Raw genomic sequence first — 18,536 nt, 5'->3', positions numbered from 1 at the left:
CGCAGCTGAACGGGCGGTCCCGACCGAATCGACGCAGGAGGAAAACGTGACCGAGCGGACGTCCGGCGCACCAGTCGAACAGCGGAAGAACGGCCTGGACCGCAGGATCAGCGATGAACTCGCCGCGAACATGAACGAGGGCTGGGACGACACCGAGCGCGACGACCTGAAGCCGATAGCGCAGGCCGCCCACACCGCCCGCCGCCGCGACGAGCTCTCCGCCCGCTTCCCCGGGGAGCGCCTGGTGGTCCCGGCCGGTCGGCTCGCGGTCCGGGCCAACGACACCTACTACCGCTTCCGGCCCTCCTCCGACTACGTCTACCTCACCGGCGACCAGACCGAGAACGGCGTGCTGGTCCTGGAGCCCCTCGACGCCGGCGGCCACACCGCGACCGCGTACGTGCTGCCCCGCTCCGACCGGGAGAACGGGGAGTTCTGGCTCTCCGCCCGCGGTGAACTGTGGGACGGCCGCCGCAACAGCCTCGGCGAGAACGCCCAACTCCTCGGCCTGCCCTGCGCGGACGTCCGCGCCCTGCCGCAGGCGCTGCGCGAGTCCACCGGCCCGGTGCGGGTGCTGCGCGGGTACGACACGGTGACCGAGGACGCCCTCACCGACAAGGTGACCGCCGAACGCGACGAGGAACTGCGGGTGTTCCTCTCCGAGATGCGCCGGATCAAGGACGACTTCGAGATCGCCGACCTGCGCTTCGCCTGCGAGGCGACCGCGCGCGGCTTCGAGGACGTCGTACGGGTCCTCGACAAGGCACAGGCCACCTCGGAGCGCTATATCGAGGGCACGTTCTTCCTGCGCGCCCGCGTCGAGGGCAACGACGTCGGCTACGCCTCGATCTGCGCCTCCGGACCGCACGCCACCACGATCCACTGGGTGCGCAACGACGGCCCGGTGCGCCCCGGCGACCTGCTGCTGCTCGACGCGGGGGTGGAGACGCGCAACCTCTACACGGCCGACATCACCCGCACCCTGCCGGTCAGCGGCCGCTTCACCCCGCTCCAGCGCAAGATCTACGACGCGGTGTACGAGGCCCAGGAGGCCGGCATCGCGGTGGTCAAGCCCGGTGCCGGGTACCGCGAGTACCACTTGGAGGCGCAGCGGGTGCTCGCCGAACACCTCGTCTCCTGGGGCCTGTTGGGCGACCTCTCGGTGGACAAGGTCCTGGAGCTCGGCCTCCAGCGCCGCTGGACGATGCACGGCACGGGCCACATGCTCGGCCTCGACGTCCACGACTGCGCGGCGGCCCGCACCGAGATGTACGTCCAGGGCACGCTGGAGCCCGGCATGGTCCTCACCGTCGAGCCCGGGCTCTACTTCCAGGCCGACGACCTGACCGTGCCCGAGGAGTACCGGGGCATCGGCGTACGCATCGAGGACGACATCCTCGTCACGGAATCCGGCAACGAGAACCTCTCCCGCTCGCTCCCGCGCCGCTCGGCGGAGGTCGAGACCTGGATGGCGGGTCTCGGAGCCTGACCCGGCCGCCACCGAGGGCCCGCGCCCGCGCCCCGGGACGAGGGGGCGGGCGCGGGACGTCGCTCCTGCGGGGTCCGGGCGTTCCGCGCGGACCCCGCCCCGCCCGCGCGGACACCCCCCGTCAACCGGAGCGCGCATAGTGGGCCGCCAGCAGGCGGGGCGTCTGATGGCGGTAGAGGTCGGCGAGGCGGGCCGAGCCAAGGCCGTGGTCGCGCAGGGCGGTGACGAGGCGGGTGGCGAGGAGGGAGTTGCCGCCGAGGTCGAAGAAGTTGTCGTCCAGGCCCGCCGCGAGCCCCGTCGCCCTGTCCCAGCAGGCCAGCACCAGGGCCTCGGTGCCGTCCGCCGGGTCCGCCGCCTCCTCGGTCCGGCCCGGCCGGGGGACGGGGAGGGCCGCCACGTCGAGCTTCCCGTTGGCGGTGAGCGGCAGCGCGGGTAACGGGGTGAACGTGGCCGGGAGCATATAGCCGGGCAGCGTCGCGGCCAGCCCTCGCCGGACCTCCTCGGCGTCCCAGGGGCCCGCGTCCGGAGCGGGCACGACATAGGCGTCCAGCCGGTCGCGGGCGGGGTCCTCCGGTGCGGGCCGGGCGACCACCACCGCCGCGGCGAGCACCTCCGGCCGCGCCAGCAGTACGGCCCTGATCTCGCCCAGCTCGATCCGGTGCCCCCGGAGTTTGACCTGCTGGTCGAGGCGCCCGAGGTGCTCCAGGGACCCGTCCGGCAGCATCCGCCCCCGGTCCCCGCTGAGATAGAGCCGCTCCCCGCTCACCGGATCGGCGACGAACCGCCGCGCGGTCAGCTCCGCGCGGTTCACATACCCGAGGGCGACCCCCGCACCGCCCACCGCGATCTCGCCCAACGCACCCGCCGGGAGCGGCCGTTGCCGGCTGTCCACCACCCGCACCGACCAGCCGGGCAGCGCGGGCCCCACCGACCGGGACGCGGCGGCCACCAGTTCCGCGGTGATCTCCCGCGCCGTGACATGCACGGTCGTCTCCGTGATGCCGTACATGTTCACCAGCCGGCACTCCTCGGCCGGACGCACCGCGAGCCACCGCCCGAGGCCCGCCGTGTCGAGGGTCTCGCCCCCGAACACCACCAGGCGCAGCGGGAGTTCGGTGCGCTCCCGGCACTCCAGCTCCACCAGCTGCGTGAAACTGGACGGCGTCTGGTTCAGCACCGTCACCCGCTGCTCGGCCAGCAGCGCGCGGAACTCGTCGGGTGCGCGCCGTACGGACTCGGGTACGACGACCAGCCGCCCTCCCGTGAGCAGGCAGCCCCAGATCTCCCACACCGAGAAGTCGAACGCCACGGAGTGGAACCAGGTCCACACGTCCCCGGCACCGAACCCGAAGTCCGGGGCGGTCGCCGCCACCAGGCTGAGCACGCCGCGGTGCGCGACCTCGACACCCTTGGGCCGGCCGGTCGAGCCGGAGGTGAAGACGATGTACGCCGGATCATCCTGGTCGCCGCCGGTCATCGCGTCCGGCACGGCCGCCGGGGCGTCCCCGAGCCGCCGGGCGGTGACCGCGGACAGGCCGAGGCGGCCTACCCGCTCCACGTCCTCGGTGACGGCGAGCGCGAGGCCGCAGTCCGCCGCCATGAACGCGAGCCGCTCGTCCGGTACGTGGGGGTCGACCGGGACGTACACCGCGCCCGCCTTGAGGACGGCCAGCAGCGCGGCGACCGTCGCCGCCGAACGGTCGAGGAGGACACCCACCCGGCTGCCCCGCACCGCGCCGGCCGCCCGCAGCCGGGCGGCGATCTCCTCGGCCCACGCGTCCAGCTCCCGGTAGCGGATGTTTGTGCCCGCGTCTGTCACCGCCACGGCGTCGGGAGTGCGCCGGGCCTGCGCGCCGAACGCGGCGTGGATGCCCGCGGGGAGGTCCGATGGGAGCGCCGCGTCCCGACCCAGGGCCACGAACTCCCGTTCCGCGTCCGCGTCGTCAAGCGGGAGGTCCGCGAGCGTCCGGTGCTGCCACGCCGGGTCCGTGAGCAGCCCCCGCAGATGCCCGGCGGCGGCCGCCAGCCGCTCCGCCAGCCACTCGGGCACGTCACCCGGACCCGCGCTCACCACCGCCCCGCCGCCATCGGGGTCCCGGGCCATCACGAGGGACGGGCACGCCGTGTCGCCCCCGATGGCCTCCACCAGCAGCCGGGCGGGCACGTCCGCGCCCGCCGGTGCCATGGCCTTCTCGTAGTGCCGCAGCAGCGTTTCCCGGTACGCCCCGACGCCGGTTCCCTCCGCCACGAGGACGTCCACCGCCCGGTGGCCGCCGAGGCCCACCCGGACCTCGACGTCCCGCTGTCCGGCGAAGCGGGAGACCGCGAGCACGGCCGCCGCCAGCAGGTCCTGCGGTGGGCCGGCAGGGATGCCGGCCTCGGCGTTCGACGACCGCTGTGCACGCATGCGCTTCAACTCCCAGCGTTCTTCGGGTTCGTGTCGTCCACGCGGCGGGGCCGCGGTGTGTGGATCAGGCGTGGTCGCCGAGTTCCTTCTCCATATGGGCCAGCAGCGGACCCCACCGCTCGGTGAGATACATATGGCCGCCGGGCAGTTCGAAGCCGCCGAACCGGCCCGTCGTGCAGGTCCGCCAGCGGGCGGCCGCCCCGGCGCTGACGAGCGCGTCGTGCTCGCCGCGCACGGTGACGACGGAGCACGAGGCGAGGGGACCCGCGGGAGGCTCGTACGACTCGTGCGCGGTCACGTCCGCGCGCAGGGCGGGCAGGATCAGCTCGCGCAGCTCAGGGTCCTCGGGGATGGTCCCGGACTCCCCGGCGTTCAGGCCGATCTGATGCAGCAGCCCCGCGTCGGGCAGTGCGGCCGCGCGCGTCCAGGGGATCTCGCCGGGCGCGGCGGACCCGCTGGCGAAGAGAACCAAATCGCGTGCGGAGTCTTCGAGTTCCAGCAGCCGGGCCAGTTCGTATGCGACGATCGCGCCGAAGCAGTGGCCGAAGAGGGTGATCCGGTGCCGCCCGGCCACCGCCGCGCGCACGGCGGGAAGCACCGCGCGGGCGAGCCCGGGAATGCTGTCGGCCGGCTCGTCGAACAGCAGTTTCTCCTTTCCCGGGAGATCGACCGCCATCACGTCGAAGACGGACGACGTCTCGCTCCAGGGGGCGAAGAAACTGGGACCGCCACCGGCCGCCGGAAAGCAGAGCAGGATCTCCGAACGGGAACCGTCCATGCGTGATCAACCTTCCGAAGGGCCGAACGTGTCGAGATAGAGCCGCAATTCGGCTTTCAGCGCGGCGATGATGTTCTCCTCGCGGCGGAATCCATGTCCCTCGCCCGCGAAAAGGAGATGGGTGCGCACCAGGTCCGGATCTTTGATACGCGCCAGGAACCGGTCGCACTGGGCCGCCGGGCAGACCGGGTCCTCGGCCCCGTGGAAGAGCGCGAACGGCGTGGTGACGCGCTCGGCGTGATGGATGGGGGACCGCTCGGCGAAGCGTTCCGGCACCTCGTCCGGGCGGCCGATCAGCCCCTCCACGTACCGGGATTCAAAATCGTGCGTCTCACCGGAGACCGTGGCCGCCGCGTCGAGCAGCGGATAGTAGATCGCCGCACAGGCGTAACGGCCCCCGGCGAGCGGGGAGGTGAGGGACGCGGCGGCGGTCCAGCCCCCGGCGCTGCCGCCACGGATCGCCACCCGCGCGGGGTCGGCGAGGCCCTCCGCGACGAGCGCCGAGACGACGTCCGCGCAGTCCCGCACGTCGCCTGCTCCCCATTGGCCGCGCAGCCGTTCGCGATAGGCGCGGCCGTACCCGGTGGAGCCGCTGTAGTCGACGGCCACGACACCGATGCCCCGTGAGGCGAAGTAGGCGATCTGGAGGTCGAGGGCCTTCGGTGTGCGCGCGGTCGGGCCGCCGTGCGCCCACACCACGAACGGTGTCCTCTCGCCCTCGGGGCCGGTGAACCGCGGATTGCGGGGGCGGTAGAGGCACGCCTGGATGTCGCGTCCGTCGGCGCCCGCGAAGGTGCGTGGCTCGGGCAGCGGGCAGTAGTCCGGGTCGAGCGCGTCGCCGTGGGAGCCGCCGATCGCCTTCGCGTCGAGCGTGTCCGCCGAGGTCTCCACGATCTCATAGCCGGACGCCGGTCCCGCCGCCACGCCGACGACCCGGTCCCCGCGCACCGCCAGCGTCGGCGCCCACTCGGTCCACGGGCCCTCGACGTCCGTCAGCGTGCCGGTGGCCGGGTCGAGGATGCCGAGGGCGAGCCGGCCGTGCCCGTGCAGGCAGGCGATCCGGCCGCCGGGCAGCACCCGGAACCACTCCATGCCCACCTGCCACAGCGCACCCGCGAACTCCTCCCGCGCGGGGTGCAGAGCGGTCGCGCGCCCGGTGACGGCGTCCACGCGGTGCAGGTTCCACCAGCCGCTGCGGTCGCCGGCGACGATCAGCTCGTCGGGGGAGTACCACTCGACCTGGGCGATCGACTCACGGACCGCCCCCTCGGCACCGCGCTCGTCACCGCCCTTGCCTCCGTCTCCGTCCGCGTCCCTGTCCCCGCCCTCGTCCCCGCCCTCGTCCGAGGCGAGCGTCAGCGTCCGCTGCTCGCGCAGGTCCCCGTCGGCGTCGATCCGCGCGAGGTGCAGCCGCGTCGCGTCCCACGGCATGTCGGGGTGGTCCCACGACAGCCACGCGGCCCGCCCGCCGTCCGGCGAGAGCACCACCCCGGTGAGGAACCGGTGCCCGTCACCGGTCAGTTCCCTGATCGCGCCGCGGTCCCCGGCGGCCGAGCCGTCCAGCGGTACGGCGGCCAGGACGCGCCGTACGTCGCCGGGGCGCGGGCCCGTGTGCTCCTCCAGCACGCACCAGATCTCCTCGCCACCGGGTCCGACACGCGGTGCGCACCAGCGCAGTCCACGGCCCTCGCCGGGCGCCACCCGGGGGGTCAGCGCGCGGGGCGCCTCGTCCTCGTCCGGGGCGTACGCGTACAGCCGCTGGTCGGGATGGTGGGTGAACACGACGAGCGGGCCCCCGGCCGCCCGCTCGTGGCCGGTCCAGGGCCGGCCGCCGTACTCGTGCACGCTGTTGCGGACGTTCCACGGCGCGGGGAGCACATCGTGCCGCTGTCCGTCGCGCAGGCACAGCAGGACCTGCCGGCCGCCCTCGCTCGGCCGCAGTTCGGTCCACCACACCTCGTCCCCCACGCAGCCGAGCCATTCGGCCCGGCCGGGGTGCGAGGCGGCCGCCTCCTCGGTGACGGGGGAGGACCAGGTCCCGTAGGGGGCCGGGTGCGGGGGGCGGATCATGGTGAACCCTTCGTCGGCGGTCGCGAAGCCGTTCTTCGCACCGGATGGCGCTGGAGTCAGCCTTCGCACCAGATGGCGCTGCGGTCGTGGAACTCCTGGTCGCGGTCGTGGCAGCAGACGTCCTTCTTCCGCGCCAGCAGATGGGTGCCCGCCCGGGGATCGTCGCTGTCGTGCAGGCCGCAGGACGCGAGCAGTTCCCGGACCTCCCCGCACCGCCGCGGCCCCGCGAGGAGGACGGCGCCGTGCGGGACGACCAGGTCGGCGAGCGCGCCGATCAGCCGGGCGGCGGGCACCCCGTCCAGCTGGGGGCAGGCCGGTTCGACGGAGGCGCCGGGGAAGCGCCGGCCGCCGCCGAGGCCCGCCGGGTCCGCGCCGAGCACGTCCCGCGCGCTCACCCGGAGCACGGCGATCCCGCGCCGGTCGAGCGCCGCGCCGAGGCCCTCCGGCACCTCGCCCACCGCGAGCACGCGGGGGGCGATACCCGGGTTGGCCCGGGCGGACATCGAGGCGAAGAGGGCGAACTTGTGGAAGGCGAGGGCGAGCGGGTCGGCCCCGGCGGGCGCGGGCTCAGTCTGCTGAGGGTTCACCGATCTCCTTCAGGAAGTCCAGGATCGCGGCGGCGATCGTGGCGGAGTGGCCGGTCGGCACGTGCGCCGCGCCGTCGATCTCCAGGTAACGCGCGTCCGGCATGGCCTCGGCCGCGCGCCGGAGCAGCACCGGCGGGAACATGCGGTCCCATTCGGAGGCGACCACCAGGGCCGGTACGGACAGGCCGGCGAGTTCGGTCAGATGGTCCGCGCCGGCCCACTCCAGGGTCGCCGCGGTCTGCCCGGCCACCCCGGCACCGGCCGGACCCGCGATGATCTCGGCGGTCAGCTCCCGCGCCTCGGCCACCGCGCCCGCGTCGTGCCAGCGCGTGGGCGGGACCAGCCCGTCCGCCGCCAGCCAACGCAGCGCGGCCGGGGGCGGGGCGTCCAGCGCGTACAGCTCGGCGGTGGCTTCGAGGACGGGTACGGCGGCGGGGGAGAGGTCGCCGCAGCCCTGGAGGAAGGTGACGGAGCGGACCAGGTCCGGCCGGCGCAGGGCGACCGCCTGGGTGACGAGGCCGCCGAGCGACGAGCCGATCATATGAAAGGGGCCCAGGGCGAGGTGCTCCATCAGGCCGACGGTGTCCGCGACCAGGTCCTCCACCGTGTACGGGGCGGGCGGCACCGCCGAGGGCGGCATGCCCCGGTTGTCGAAGACGACGGTACGGTGGCCGGCCGCCAGCAGCGCGGGCACGGTCTGCATCTCCCAGACGACCGAGGACTGACCGGACCCGGCGACATGCAGCACCGGGTCGCCCCGGTCGCCGTCGACCGCGTACGACAGATCCGTTCCGTTGATCCTGGCGAGTGGCACGGCGGCGAACTCCCTGGGGGGCTGGGCGGAGGGGGCGGTACGGCACGGCACGCGGGCGCGCGGCGGTCGCTCTCGCGGATCGCGCGGCGGATCACCCGGCGGCCGTACCAGGGGCCGGACCGGTCGTCGGACCAGCCGCCGGACCGGACGTCGGACCGGTGGCCGGGCCCGTCGCCGGGCCCGAGGTCCGGGCGAGGGTGCGCAGCAGACCGGACAGGGTCGGCGCGCGCAGGAAGTCCCGCAGCCCCACCTCGACGCCCAGCTCCCTTCTGAGCAGCCCGACCAGGCGGACCGCGCGGGTCGAATTGCCGCCCACGTCGAAGAAGTTGGCGTCGTCGCCCACGTCCTCCCGCTCCAGGACCTGGCACAGGAAGCGGGCCACCTCGGGCCGCCGTCCGTCCGGTCCGGCCGGGGCGGCGGGCTCGGCGGCGGGCCGGCCGAGTCCCGCGAGCCGGGCGCGGTCGGTCTTCCCGTTGGCGGTCACCGGGATCTCGTCCACGATCGCCCACAGCCCCGGCACCATGTAGGCGGGGAGCCGCTGGTCGAGGAACGCGCCGAGTTCTGCCGTCGAGAGGGCCGAGGCGGTGTCCGAGGGGACGCAGACGGCGAGGAGTTGTCTGCTCACGCCCCCGTCCTCGGCGACCACCACGGCGGCGTCCCGCACCCCGGGATGTTCGCGCAGCGCGGCCGCGATCTCGCCGGGTTCGATCCGGAAGCCGCGGATCTTGACCTGATCGTCCACCCGGCCGAGGAACCGCACCCGGTCCCGGGCGTCGAGCCGCACCAAGTCCCCTGTCCTGTACAGCCGTTCGGGTACGTCCGCCGAGAAGTGCCCGAAGCGCTCGGCGGTCCCGTCCGGGTCGCCCGCGTAGTCCAGGGCCAGCCCGTCCCCGGCGACGTACAGTTCGCCCGCGGCGCCGGGCGGCAGCAGCCGGCCGCGCTCGTCCAGGATGTGCGCACGGGAGCGGGGCACCGGCACGCCGATCGGCAGCGGGTCCTCGACGTCCTCGGCGCGGCCGACGGTGTGCACGGTGGAGAAGGTGGTGTTCTCCGTCGGGCCGTACCCGTTGCTGACGAGCAGATGCGGGTGGCGTGCGAGGAGCGCGGCCACCTGGCGGGCGGGCACCACGTCGCCGCCGGTCAGTACGTGCCGCACCCCGGTGAACCCGTCCGGGGCGAAGTCCGCCACCAGCCGGAACAGGCCCGAGGTCAGCCAGCAGACCGTCACCCCGCGCCGCCGCAGGAAGCCGCCGATCTCGGCCGGTGCCGGCAGCCCGGCCGGGAGGATCTCGATCGTCGCGCCGGACAGCAGCGGGCCCCAGATCTCCAGGGTCGAGGCGTCGAAGCCCAGCGGCGCCAGGCGCAGCATCCGCTCGCCCGGGCCGAGCCGGAGATAGGCGGCGTCGTGCACCAGCCGGGCGACGGCCCGGTGCGGCACCCGCACCCCCTTGGGCGTCCCGGTGGAGCCCGAGGTGAACGCGAGGTAGGCGACCCGGCCGGGATCGCCCTCACCGGTCGGCCGCACGACCGGCACACCGGTGCCGGACGGCCACGGCTCCACCGGCGGCAGCCCGATCTCGCCCAGCCGACCCAGGCCGGCTCCCGGTCGCGCCACCACGGCCGCGGGCTTCACACGGTCGAACATCTGGTCCACGCGGCTCGCGGGCAGGGCGGGGTCCATCCCCAGATAGGCGGCCCCGGCCCACAGGGCGCCCAGGACGGCCACGATCTCGGCGACCGAGCGCTCCACGGCGATCACCACGGTGTCCCCGGGCCGCACCCCGGCCGCGTGCAGTCGCGCCGCCTGCCGCGCCGCCGCCTCCGCCAACTCGGCGTAGGTGAGCGCCTGTTCCCCCTCGCGTACGGCCGTCGCCGAGGGGCGGCGTTCGACCTGGGCCAGGAACAACTCCTCGACCGTGAGCGCGGGATACGGCTGCCCGGTCCGGTTCAGCCGGTCGAGCCGGGCCCGTTGGGGCGCGGACAGGGCCCGTACGTCTTCGAGGATCTCCCGCGCCGGGTCCCGCGCCAGCCGTACGACCGCCTCCGCGAAGTCGGCGAGGAACGCCCGCGCCTCCGCCGGGAGCAGGGCCCCGGTCGCGTACTCCAGGCTGCCCGCGAAGGACGGATCGCTGTCGCTGACGAACAGCGTCGCGTCGAACTGGGAGCCCCCGCCGTGCAGTTCCTCGATCCGGACGGCCAGTTCCCGGGTGGCCAGGCGCCGGGGCACCAGCTGGTCGTGCATGCCGAAGCAGAACTGCACCAGCGGATGGCGGCTGGTGCTGCCGCCCATGCCCAGCCGGGTGACCAGCGTGTCGACGGGCAGCGAGCCGTGCTCCAGGCTCAGCGCCAGAGAGCGCTGCACCGCGCGCAGGTGGTCGCCGATGCCGCGGTCGTCGTCGAGGTCGATCCTGACCGGCACCAGATTGCCCGTCACCGCGACCAGCTCGCGCAGCTCGGGGGTGGTGCGTCCGGCCAGCGGCACGCCGATCAGCAGCCGGCGGGCGCCGGTGTGGCGGCCGAGGGCGAGGGCGTAGGCGCCGAGGAGGCAGGCGAAGGGGGTGACACCGCACTCCCGGGCGCGCGCGGTGATCCCGGCCGAGGTCTCGGCGCCGAGGTCGAAGGGGACCCGGGCGCCCGACGGGTCCTGAAGCGCGGGCCGCCGCAGGTCGCTCGGCAGCTCCAACACGGCTGGAACGCCCGCGAGATGGCCCTCCCAGAACGCGCCCTCGCGGTCCCAGACCCCGCTGGCCGACAGGCTCTCCTGGTGGTCCAGGAGGCACCGGAAGCGGGGCGCGGGGGCGAGCGGCCGGTCCGGGTGGTCGTAGGCGGCGAAGAGTTCCCGCAGCAGCAGGCCGACCGACCAGCCGTCGAGCAGCAGATGGTGGGCGATCAGGACCAGGGCGTGCCGGCCGCTTCCGGCGGACGCGTACAGGAAGCGCAGCGGGGGAGCGGCGGCGAGGTCGAAGACGGCCCGCCCCTCCCGGGCCGCCGCCGCCCGCACGAAGGGCTCGAAGCCGCCATCGCGTTCGGCTTCGTAAGCCAACTCCTCGATACCCACGGTGAATTCGTCGTCCACCTGCCGGTCGGCCCGCCCGTCCACGTCCACGAAGCGGGTGCGCAGGTTCTCGTGCCGCCGCCCCACCGAGGCCACCGCCCCGGCGAGCAGGTCCCGGCGCAGCGGCCCCTCGGCGAAGGCCGCGAAGACCAGGTTGTACGGCGAGCCGCCGACCGCCCGCTCGGTGAGCCACATGCCCTGCTGCGCGTGCGACAACTGCCCCTCGGCGCGCCCGGGTTCGGCAAGGGGGCCGCGCGCCCCGGCTCTTGGCTCCGACGCCGGCTGTGCCCGCGCGAGGACGGCGCGCAACGGCTCGTCCGTCAGCAGCCGTCCCAGGGGAACCGCGACACCGAGCCTTTCCTCGGCCAGCGAGACCAGGTGCATCGCCCGCAGAGAGTCACCACCCAGTCGCACGAAGCTCAGTTCGGCGAGTGCGGCCGTGTCCGGCTCCCCGGGGAGTACCGAAAGCGCGAGTTCCTCAAGGAGATGAGCCATCCTGCTACTCCTTAGGGCGTTCAGATGCTCAGGTGGGCAGGAATATGTGTTTTGACAAATCCCGAGTGGCCGCACGCATGAGGGCAGGCCGTACCAGGCAGAGGTAAGAGGAGATTAGTGGCAGATGGTCCGGGAGCTAATCACGGACCGTCGCGGGGAGTCAACAGCCGCCGAGTCAATAGCCCGGGGCGACTTCGACCCAAGGCGAAGTCGACATAACGGGAAATCGGGACATCTCTGTGCGGCCGGGGTTTACCGAAGATCCTCTTGCCTCAGCTCTCGGCAGTGTGTTTGACTGCATCGATCATTCGGGCCGGTGTCTGTGATGGATCTGTGCGCGACGGGGGATCTACCTATGCCTCATGTTCGGCATCTTGGCGAGCCAGAAACGACGAAAGCCGCGTTAGCGATCGAAGTGGAACCAGGTGTTCCCGGTTCCTGGGACGACATTGTCGCCGCCACCCCCGCACCCATCCCCGCCACCACGACGGACCGCTGGCTGCGTCTCGCACCGAAGCGTCTGCCCGGAGAACGCGTCACCATCTTTCTGCGCGGGATGTCGGGTGATCCTGAATTAGCGCTCCATGGCTCCGTCATGACGGGTCCCTCGCCGAATACCCGCATTGATCCTTATTCGATATTCTCGGGAGCCTCGTCCTATCAGGGCCTGGCGGCCGAGGGCCCGCACCCGTGGCGGGGCCTCGCGCCCGAGGACGTCTATCCCTGCCTGCTGGTGCTGATGCCGCACTACGAGGCGCTGCCGGTGGGCAGGCTCGCCAAGGACGAGGCGGCCTGCGCCGTCCTGCTGGAGCGGCTGCGGCGGTGGGCCGGCGAACAGGGGCTGCGCGCCATCGCCTTCGAGTACCTCGCCCCGGAGGCCGCGCCCCTCACGAACGCCCTGCGCACGGCGGGCTGGCCGGTCGTGGAGTTCGCGCCCCGCTGCGACCTGCACATCACCTGGTCCGGCTTCGACGGCTACCTGGACACCCTGTCCTCGCGCCGCCGGGTCCGCGTACGCCGTGAGCTGCGCGCCCTGGAGGAGGCCGGGGTGCGGGTCGCCACCCGGCCGCTGCGGGACGACGAGCCGGAGCTGGTCGACCTGCGCTGCCAGCTGGTCGCCAAGTACGGGGGGAGCGCCGACCCCGCCAAAGAGGCGTCGATGATCCGCCGGCTCCGGTCCTGCTTCGACGACGACGCGATCACCGTCGTCACGGCCGAACGCGAGGGGAAGACCCTGGGGTTCGGGCTCTTCGTCCAGGACGGCGAGACCTGGATGCCCACGCTCGCCGGCGCGGACTACACCGACCCGGACTCCCGGCTCACCTATTTCGCCACGCTGTTCTACAAGCCCATCGAGCTGGCACCCGAGCGGGGCGTCCGGATCATTCCGTACGGCCTCGGTTCCTGGGAGGCCAAACAACTCAGAGGATGCGTCGCCGCCCCGCTGTACGGCGCCGCGCTGCGCCTTGACGGGCATATCTAGGGAACCTTGACTCGCATATACAGGGAAAGGCCCCATGACAATCGAAGACGAACGGGCCATTCGAGAGGGACAGTCTTTCGATGAATCGGTCTGGCAAACTCATGCGTTCTGCCTGATCAGTCCCGACAGCCTGCGCGAACAGCGAGTCGGCGCCATACTCGATCATCTCGCGGTCGCGGGTTTCAAGCCTGTCGGATGGCGGGAAGTGCGAGTGACCGCCCAGCAGATCGACGCCATTGCCGAGATTCAGAACGTCGGCGCCGGGAGCACTTTCCGCTATCGCGCCCTCGACGCCCTCTTCTCACTCGGACCGTCGGTGGCGCTGCGGCTGCGCGACGAAGTGTCCCGCAGTGCGGCGGAACGGTACGCCGTTCTCCACGAAATCAAAGGCGGCACGCCGCCCAGAACACGCCCCGGCTCGATCCGGCACGAGGTCGGCTCGGTGAACGCCATTCTGAGCCTGCTCCATCTGTCGGACAGCCCCGCGAACGCCGCCCGGGAATCGGCTGCGATACTCGGCCCCGAACCGCTCGCGGCATTCCACGACGGCGGCACGTTCGACGGATACCTCTCGGTGCTCGCCCGGACCCAGCCGAAGGAGTCCCGCGACCACGTCGCCGTCCTCGGCGCGCTGCGCGGGCGCATCGTCTCCGCGCTGTGGACCGAACTCGGCGACGAAGGACGCGCCCTCGCCGACCGGTTGACCGCCCGCGGCGAACTCGCCCGCCCGGACGCCGGCCGCCGGCTCGCCGCCCTGGTCCGCCCCGAGGCCGCCGGGCACCCGCTGCTCGCCGTCCTCGCGCACCCCTTCGACCCGAGCGCGGCCCCCTGGGACCTGTCCGAGGTGGACCTCGTGCTCCGACGCCACGGCTGCGCGTGCGACTCCTGGGAGAGGGCGGTCCTGACCACCTCGCAGTACTTCGAGCCCGTCCTCACCACGAAAGGCGCGCATGGACACGCAGACCGCGATCATGACCTTGGGACGGACTGAGCCGCCGTCCTCGACCGTCGCCGCCGCGCTGGACACGCTGGACGGCGAGCTCACCCCCGAGGATCTGTACGCGACCCTCTCCCGCTCGAAGGTCACCCGCCTCGCGCACGCCGCCCTCGAAGGGCACACCGGCTCCCCCTGGTCGAGGCGGCTGTACGAACTCCTCGCCGAGGAAGTCCGCCAGGACGACGCCTGGCAGGCCGACGCCGCCCCGAAGATGCGCGAAGTCGTCGACGCCGTCGCGGAGTTCGGCGGGCGCATCATCAAGGGACTGTGCGCCCAGTCGGTCTACCCCCGGCCCGAGCTGCGCCATCTCGGCGACGTGGACGTGCAGTTCCCGCAGTGGGCCGCCGCCCGGCCGCTGGTCGACTGGCTGCGCGAGCGCGACTGGGTGTACGACACCGACGAGATGCCCTGGCTCAAGTGGCACGACAACGGTGCCGTGTACGGCCAGGTCTCCCTCGTCTACCCGGACAACAAGAACCCGTACGCCCGGGTCGACCTGCACATCGGCGCCTTCTCGGTGGGCCACGCCGGACTGCTGCCGCTGGTCGGCTGGCGCGCCGGGACAGCGCTCGGGCGGCCCGCCACCGTCCCCGGTGTCGAGACCTCCCTCGCGATCACCGCCGCGCACGCCCTGTGCGACCAGATGCTGTCCGTCAAGGACGTCAACGACCTGCACGCCCTGATCAGCGACACCACCCCGGACTGGGTGTCGGTGAGCGAGCTGTGCCGCTCGGTACGCGCCCAGGGCGCCCTCGCCCGCGTGGTCGACGCGGTCCGCCGGGCCTACCCGGAGAGCACCGCCGTACTGCCCCCGGACCTGGGGGAGGAGACCGGGCTGGAGCTGGCCCCGCCGGGACCCGAGGCACGGGCCGAGGCGTTCGCCGCCCTGGCCTACGAGGACGAGCGGGCCCGCGGCGCCGACGACGCCGCCGCGACCGCCCTCGCGGACTCCGCGCGCCACTACTTCTCCGCCGACCTGAGCCCGCGCGTCGCGGACCCGGACGGCACCGCCGCCCCCGGCGAGCCGGGCCGGGACCGCTGCTGGCGGCTCGTGCCGCGCGAGGTGTGGGAGACGCTCGCCGAGACCACCGCCGACAGCGCGCCCGCCGAGGTCACGAGCGTCGAACTCGCGGCGGGCATCACCCTGTTCGGCGCCGCGAACGCCTGGGCCGTCCGGTACGCCGGCGATGTCCTCGTGCCCACCGTCTGGGGCGAGATCAGCCGGGACAGCCTCGCGCTCGCCCGCCGGCTCACGGCAGGGCCGGCGTGATCGACCTCAGCGGATCTCCCGCCCCCTGGCCGGAGGAGGCCACCCGGCTGTGGGCCGACCGGGTCGGCCAGGCGGCCCGGCAGACCGACCTGTGGACCGTACCCGCCCCGCGGGGCGACGAGGTCCTGCGGGCGGCGCTGGCCACCCAACTCGGTCTGCCGGAAGACCAGTTGACGATCACCTCCAGTCTGCGGGCGACCGCCCTCACCTACGCCCGGCGCTTCGGCCACGTGGTGCTGGAACGGCCCACCTACCCGGGGGTCGTCCCCGTCCTCGCGGGCGCCGGCGCCCAGGTGACCCGGGCCTCCTGGGACGAGCTGCTCAAGGGCGCCTTCGGCGGCGAACCCTGGGACACCGTGCTCTGGCTCACCTCGCCCGGCCGCAACCCGGACGGCCGCACCCTGAGGGGCCAGGAGCGCGCCCGCGTCGCCGAGTTGGCCGCCGAGGGCCACCGCGTCGTGGTCAACGAGACGTACGCCTGGTTCTGCGGACACGCCGGTACCCCCGCCGGGGCCGACAGCGCCGGCACCCTGCACAAGCTGCGGGGCGTCGGCGCCCGCCTCGGCTGGATGGCCGGACCCGGCTGCTTCGAGGAGGCGTTCCCGGAACTTTTGGGCACCCCGCCCTCGCCGGTCTGGCAGCGGGCCTGGGGCCTGTTCTTCCGGGACGGCGGGCTGGAGCTTCTCCGGGAAGGTCTGCTGGCCGAAGTGGACGCCGCCAAGGCCGCGTTCCGGGACCGGCTGGCCTCGGCGCACGGCATCGACTTCCCCGCCTTCGACGGACCCAACGCGCTGATCCCGCTGGACCCGCGCGCCGGCCGGACGCGGGCGCCGACCACCGGGCAGCCGGAGGACTCCAGGCCGACCACCGAGCAGCTGGAGGAATCCGCGCTCGCCGCGTTCCACGAGGAGGGGTTCAAGGTCGTGGCCGCCCGCCACTTCGACACCGAACAACCCGCCCTGCGCGCCACGTTCTTCGGGATCGGCGCCGCCGAGGCCGCCCGCTTCGCCGACGTGGTGGCCCGCTCGCCCCGCACCGCACTCCGGCTCCGATGTCAGGGACACACATGACGAACACGACTCCGGCCCTGCCCGCGGACCTCCTCGACCGGGCCCTGCGCGCCCGCGGTGTCGACCGGTTCGCGGGTGTCCCCTGCTCCTACTTCGCCGGTCTGATCCCCCTGCTCCAGCAGGACGGCCGCTATGTGGCCTGCGCCAACGAGGGCGCCGCCTTCGCCACCGCCTGCGGCTTCTCCCTCGCCGGGACGCCCGGCGCCGTACTGCTCCAGAACTCGGGCCTCGGCAACCTGGTCAACCCTCTCACCTCGCTGTCCGCGCCGTATGACATCGGTGTCCTGATGTTCGTCAGCCACCGCGGCGACCCGGACGGGCCGCCCGACGAACCCCAGCACCGGCTCATGGGCGCCGCCACCGTCCCGCTCCTCGACGCGCTCCGGGTGCCCCACTGGCAACTCTCGCCCGAGCCCGACGCGTTGGGCGCGACCCTCGACGCCGCCGTCGAAGCGGTCCGGTCCGGGCGCACCGCCGCCCTCGTCGTCCCGCGCGGCGTGCTGGCGGGGCCGGCCCCCGCCGAGGAGACGCCCGAGACCTCCCGGCGCCCGGGCACCCACGACGTGGTGGCCGCGCTCGGCGCACTGCTCCGCGACGAACTCGTCGTCTCCACCACCGGGTTCACCTCGCGCTGGCTGTTCGCCGGAGCCGACCGGCCCGGCAACTTCTACATGCAGGGCTCCATGGGCCACGCCCTCTCCCTCGGCCTCGGCCTGGCACTGGCCCGCACCGACCGCCGGGTGTTCGTGCTCGACGGCGACGGCGCCTGCCTGATGCACATGGGCGCCCTCGGCACCGTCGGCGCCCAGGCCCCCGGCAACCTCGTCCATGTCGTCCTGGACAACCGGCAGTACGAGTCGACCGGCGGCCAGCCCACCGCGGGCGCCCGCACCCGCTTCGAGGACGTCGCCCGTGCGAGCGGCTACCGCTGGGGCGGCCGCGTCACCTCCCTCAGCGACCTCAAACCCGTACTGGAGCACGTCGGTTCACAGCCCGGACCCGCCCTCCTCGTCATCGAGACGACCGCCGGCACGGGCGCAGCGCCGGCGCGGGCGACGGCCAGCCTGGAGCCCGACGCGATCCGCACCCGCTTCATGACCGAGGCCGCCGGCTGAGCGCCGTACCCCACCCCACCACGGCACCACCGGACACCCCACCGACGTGAAGGACCCACGACCATGACCGTGCACGACACCGCCCCGCGGCCGACCCCCGCCCTCGCCACCGCCATCGGCGTCGGCGTCCACGACGCGCTCACCGCGCGCATGGTGCAGAGCGCCGGCTTCGACCTGCTCTGGCTCGGCAGCCTGGAGGTCTGTTCGCGCTTCGCGATACCCGACCGCAACCTGCTCACCCCCACCGAGATGACCTCCGTCATCCGCGAGGTCCGCGCCGCCACCACCCTGCCCGTCTTCGTCGACGCCGACAACGGCTACGGCAGCGACCTGACCGCCGTCCGCGCGGTCCGCGCCTTCGAGGACGCCGGCGCCCACACCGTCGTCATCGAGGACAACGTCTTCCCCAAGCGCAACTCGCTCGCCGCCGACGAGTCCCGCGACCTCATGGACACCGAGGAGTTCGCCCGCCGCCTGGAACGGGTGACCGCCGAACGCAAGAACCTGCGCATCGTCGCCCGCTGCGAGGCACTCGTGGCCGGCCTCGGCGTCGACGAGGCGGTCCGCCGGATGCGCCGCTACGCCGAGACCGGCGTGGACGGGCTGTTCGTGCAGGTCAACAGGAAGTGCAAGGACCAGCTCTTCCCCGTCCTCGAACAGGTCCGCGGGCTGCTGCCGATCACGCTCGCGCCCACCTCGCTGCCGGAGGTGCCGCTGGAGACGTTCGCCGAATACGGCGCCACGACCGTGCTCTTCGCCAACGTGGTGGTGCGCCGCATGCTGGCGACGCTCCCGCCGATGCTCGGCACCCTGCGCAGCGAGTGTCTGCTCTCCGCCGTCGGCCAGGACATCGCCCCGGTGGAGCAGGTGCTGCGCATGACCGACGAGCGAGTGGGCTAACCCCCG

13 protein-coding genes are annotated in these 18,536 nt (G+C 73.5%); 7 read left to right on the top strand and 6 right to left on the bottom strand.

Annotated elements, in window-relative coordinates; translation table 11 throughout:
- The first annotated feature begins 46 nt into the window (after window positions 1–46).
- Window positions 47–1,489, top strand: a complete 1,443-nt coding sequence (locus GHR20_RS06315) for an aminopeptidase P family protein (RefSeq protein WP_243877953.1) — start codon at window positions 47–49, stop codon at window positions 1,487–1,489.
- Between the two features lie 121 nt (window positions 1,490–1,610).
- Here GHR20_RS06315 and GHR20_RS06310 read toward each other — a convergent pair whose 3' ends face one another.
- The 6 genes from GHR20_RS06310 to GHR20_RS06285 form a co-directional block, all read right to left on the bottom strand.
- Entirely contained in the window at window positions 1,611–3,896 is a 2,286-nt protein-coding gene (locus tag GHR20_RS06310; RefSeq protein ID WP_153812556.1) for a non-ribosomal peptide synthetase, read from the bottom strand.
- 64 nt (window positions 3,897–3,960) lie between these two features.
- Window positions 3,961–4,674 carry an alpha/beta fold hydrolase gene (locus GHR20_RS06305; protein WP_153812554.1) on the bottom strand — a complete coding sequence of 238 codons (714 nt, stop codon included), beginning with the start codon at window positions 4,672–4,674 and terminating at the stop codon, window positions 3,961–3,963.
- A gap of 6 nt (window positions 4,675–4,680) precedes the next feature.
- Window positions 4,681–6,744: a prolyl oligopeptidase family serine peptidase gene (locus tag GHR20_RS06300; RefSeq protein WP_153812553.1), complete on the bottom strand. Its 2,064-nt coding sequence runs from the start codon at window positions 6,742–6,744 to the stop codon at window positions 4,681–4,683.
- A 56-nt stretch (window positions 6,745–6,800) separates the two neighbouring features.
- Entirely contained in the window at window positions 6,801–7,331 is a 531-nt protein-coding gene (locus GHR20_RS06295; RefSeq protein WP_153812551.1) for a hypothetical protein, read from the bottom strand.
- Complete coding sequence (locus GHR20_RS06290; protein WP_153812549.1) at window positions 7,312–8,145, bottom strand: alpha/beta hydrolase; 834 nt, start codon at window positions 8,143–8,145, stop codon at window positions 7,312–7,314. Before GHR20_RS06290 ends, GHR20_RS06295 begins: the two co-directional genes overlap by 20 nt.
- A 91-nt stretch (window positions 8,146–8,236) precedes the next feature.
- Window positions 8,237–11,695: a non-ribosomal peptide synthetase gene (locus tag GHR20_RS06285; RefSeq protein ID WP_153812547.1), complete on the bottom strand. Its 3,459-nt coding sequence runs from the start codon at window positions 11,693–11,695 to the stop codon at window positions 8,237–8,239.
- Window positions 11,696–12,290: 595 nt separating this feature from the next.
- Here GHR20_RS06285 and GHR20_RS06280 point away from each other — a divergent pair.
- From GHR20_RS06280 to GHR20_RS06255, 6 genes are all read left to right on the top strand, one after another.
- Complete coding sequence (locus GHR20_RS06280) at window positions 12,291–13,178, top strand: GNAT family N-acetyltransferase (RefSeq protein WP_194858823.1); 888 nt, start codon at window positions 12,291–12,293, stop codon at window positions 13,176–13,178.
- Window positions 13,179–13,212: 34 nt separating this feature from the next.
- Window positions 13,213–14,169, top strand: coding sequence for a nucleoside-diphosphate kinase (locus GHR20_RS06275; RefSeq protein ID WP_153812543.1), 957 nt, complete (start codon window positions 13,213–13,215; stop codon window positions 14,167–14,169).
- The gene (locus GHR20_RS06270) at window positions 14,129–15,445 is read left to right on the top strand and encodes a nucleotidyltransferase family protein (protein ID WP_153812541.1); all 1,317 of its coding nucleotides are present in this window, start codon (window positions 14,129–14,131) and stop codon (window positions 15,443–15,445) included. The genes GHR20_RS06275 and GHR20_RS06270 overlap by 41 nt, the downstream gene beginning before the upstream one ends.
- Entirely contained in the window at window positions 15,442–16,515 is a 1,074-nt protein-coding gene (locus tag GHR20_RS06265; protein ID WP_153812539.1) for a hypothetical protein, read from the top strand. Before GHR20_RS06270 ends, GHR20_RS06265 begins: the two co-directional genes overlap by 4 nt.
- Window positions 16,512–17,630, top strand: coding sequence for a phosphonopyruvate decarboxylase (aepY, locus tag GHR20_RS06260; RefSeq protein ID WP_153812537.1), 1,119 nt, complete (start codon window positions 16,512–16,514; stop codon window positions 17,628–17,630). Before GHR20_RS06265 ends, aepY begins: the two co-directional genes overlap by 4 nt.
- A 63-nt stretch (window positions 17,631–17,693) precedes the next feature.
- Complete coding sequence (locus tag GHR20_RS06255) at window positions 17,694–18,530, top strand: isocitrate lyase/PEP mutase family protein (protein ID WP_153812527.1); 837 nt, start codon at window positions 17,694–17,696, stop codon at window positions 18,528–18,530.
- Window positions 18,531–18,536 lie beyond the last annotated feature (6 nt).

The sequence above is a fragment of the Streptomyces sp. SUK 48 genome (assembly GCF_009650765.1).
Classification (GTDB): domain Bacteria; phylum Actinomycetota; class Actinomycetes; order Streptomycetales; family Streptomycetaceae; genus Streptomyces.
This window is presented reverse-complemented; position numbering and strand designations above follow the sequence as displayed.

What these genes read in the sequence shown, in the direction of transcription:
- GHR20_RS06310 (WP_153812556.1), bottom strand. Translation starts at nt 3,896, where the DNA reads ATGCGTGCACAGCGGTCGTCGAACGCCGAGGCCGGCATCCCTGCCGGC.
- GHR20_RS06305 (WP_153812554.1), bottom strand. Translation starts at nt 4,674, where the DNA reads ATGGACGGTTCCCGTTCGGAGATCCTGCTCTGCTTTCCGGCGGCCGGT.
- GHR20_RS06300 (WP_153812553.1), bottom strand. Translation starts at nt 6,744, where the DNA reads ATGATCCGCCCCCCGCACCCGGCCCCCTACGGGACCTGGTCCTCCCCC.
- GHR20_RS06285 (WP_153812547.1), bottom strand. Translation starts at nt 11,695, where the DNA reads ATGGCTCATCTCCTTGAGGAACTCGCGCTTTCGGTACTCCCCGGGGAG.
- GHR20_RS06280 (WP_194858823.1), top strand. Translation starts at nt 12,291, where the DNA reads ATGACGGGTCCCTCGCCGAATACCCGCATTGATCCTTATTCGATATTC.
- GHR20_RS06275 (WP_153812543.1), top strand. Translation starts at nt 13,213, where the DNA reads ATGACAATCGAAGACGAACGGGCCATTCGAGAGGGACAGTCTTTCGAT.
- GHR20_RS06270 (WP_153812541.1), top strand. Translation starts at nt 14,129, where the DNA reads ATGGACACGCAGACCGCGATCATGACCTTGGGACGGACTGAGCCGCCG.
- aepY (WP_153812537.1), top strand. Translation starts at nt 16,512, where the DNA reads ATGACGAACACGACTCCGGCCCTGCCCGCGGACCTCCTCGACCGGGCC.
- GHR20_RS06255 (WP_153812527.1), top strand. Translation starts at nt 17,694, where the DNA reads ATGACCGTGCACGACACCGCCCCGCGGCCGACCCCCGCCCTCGCCACC.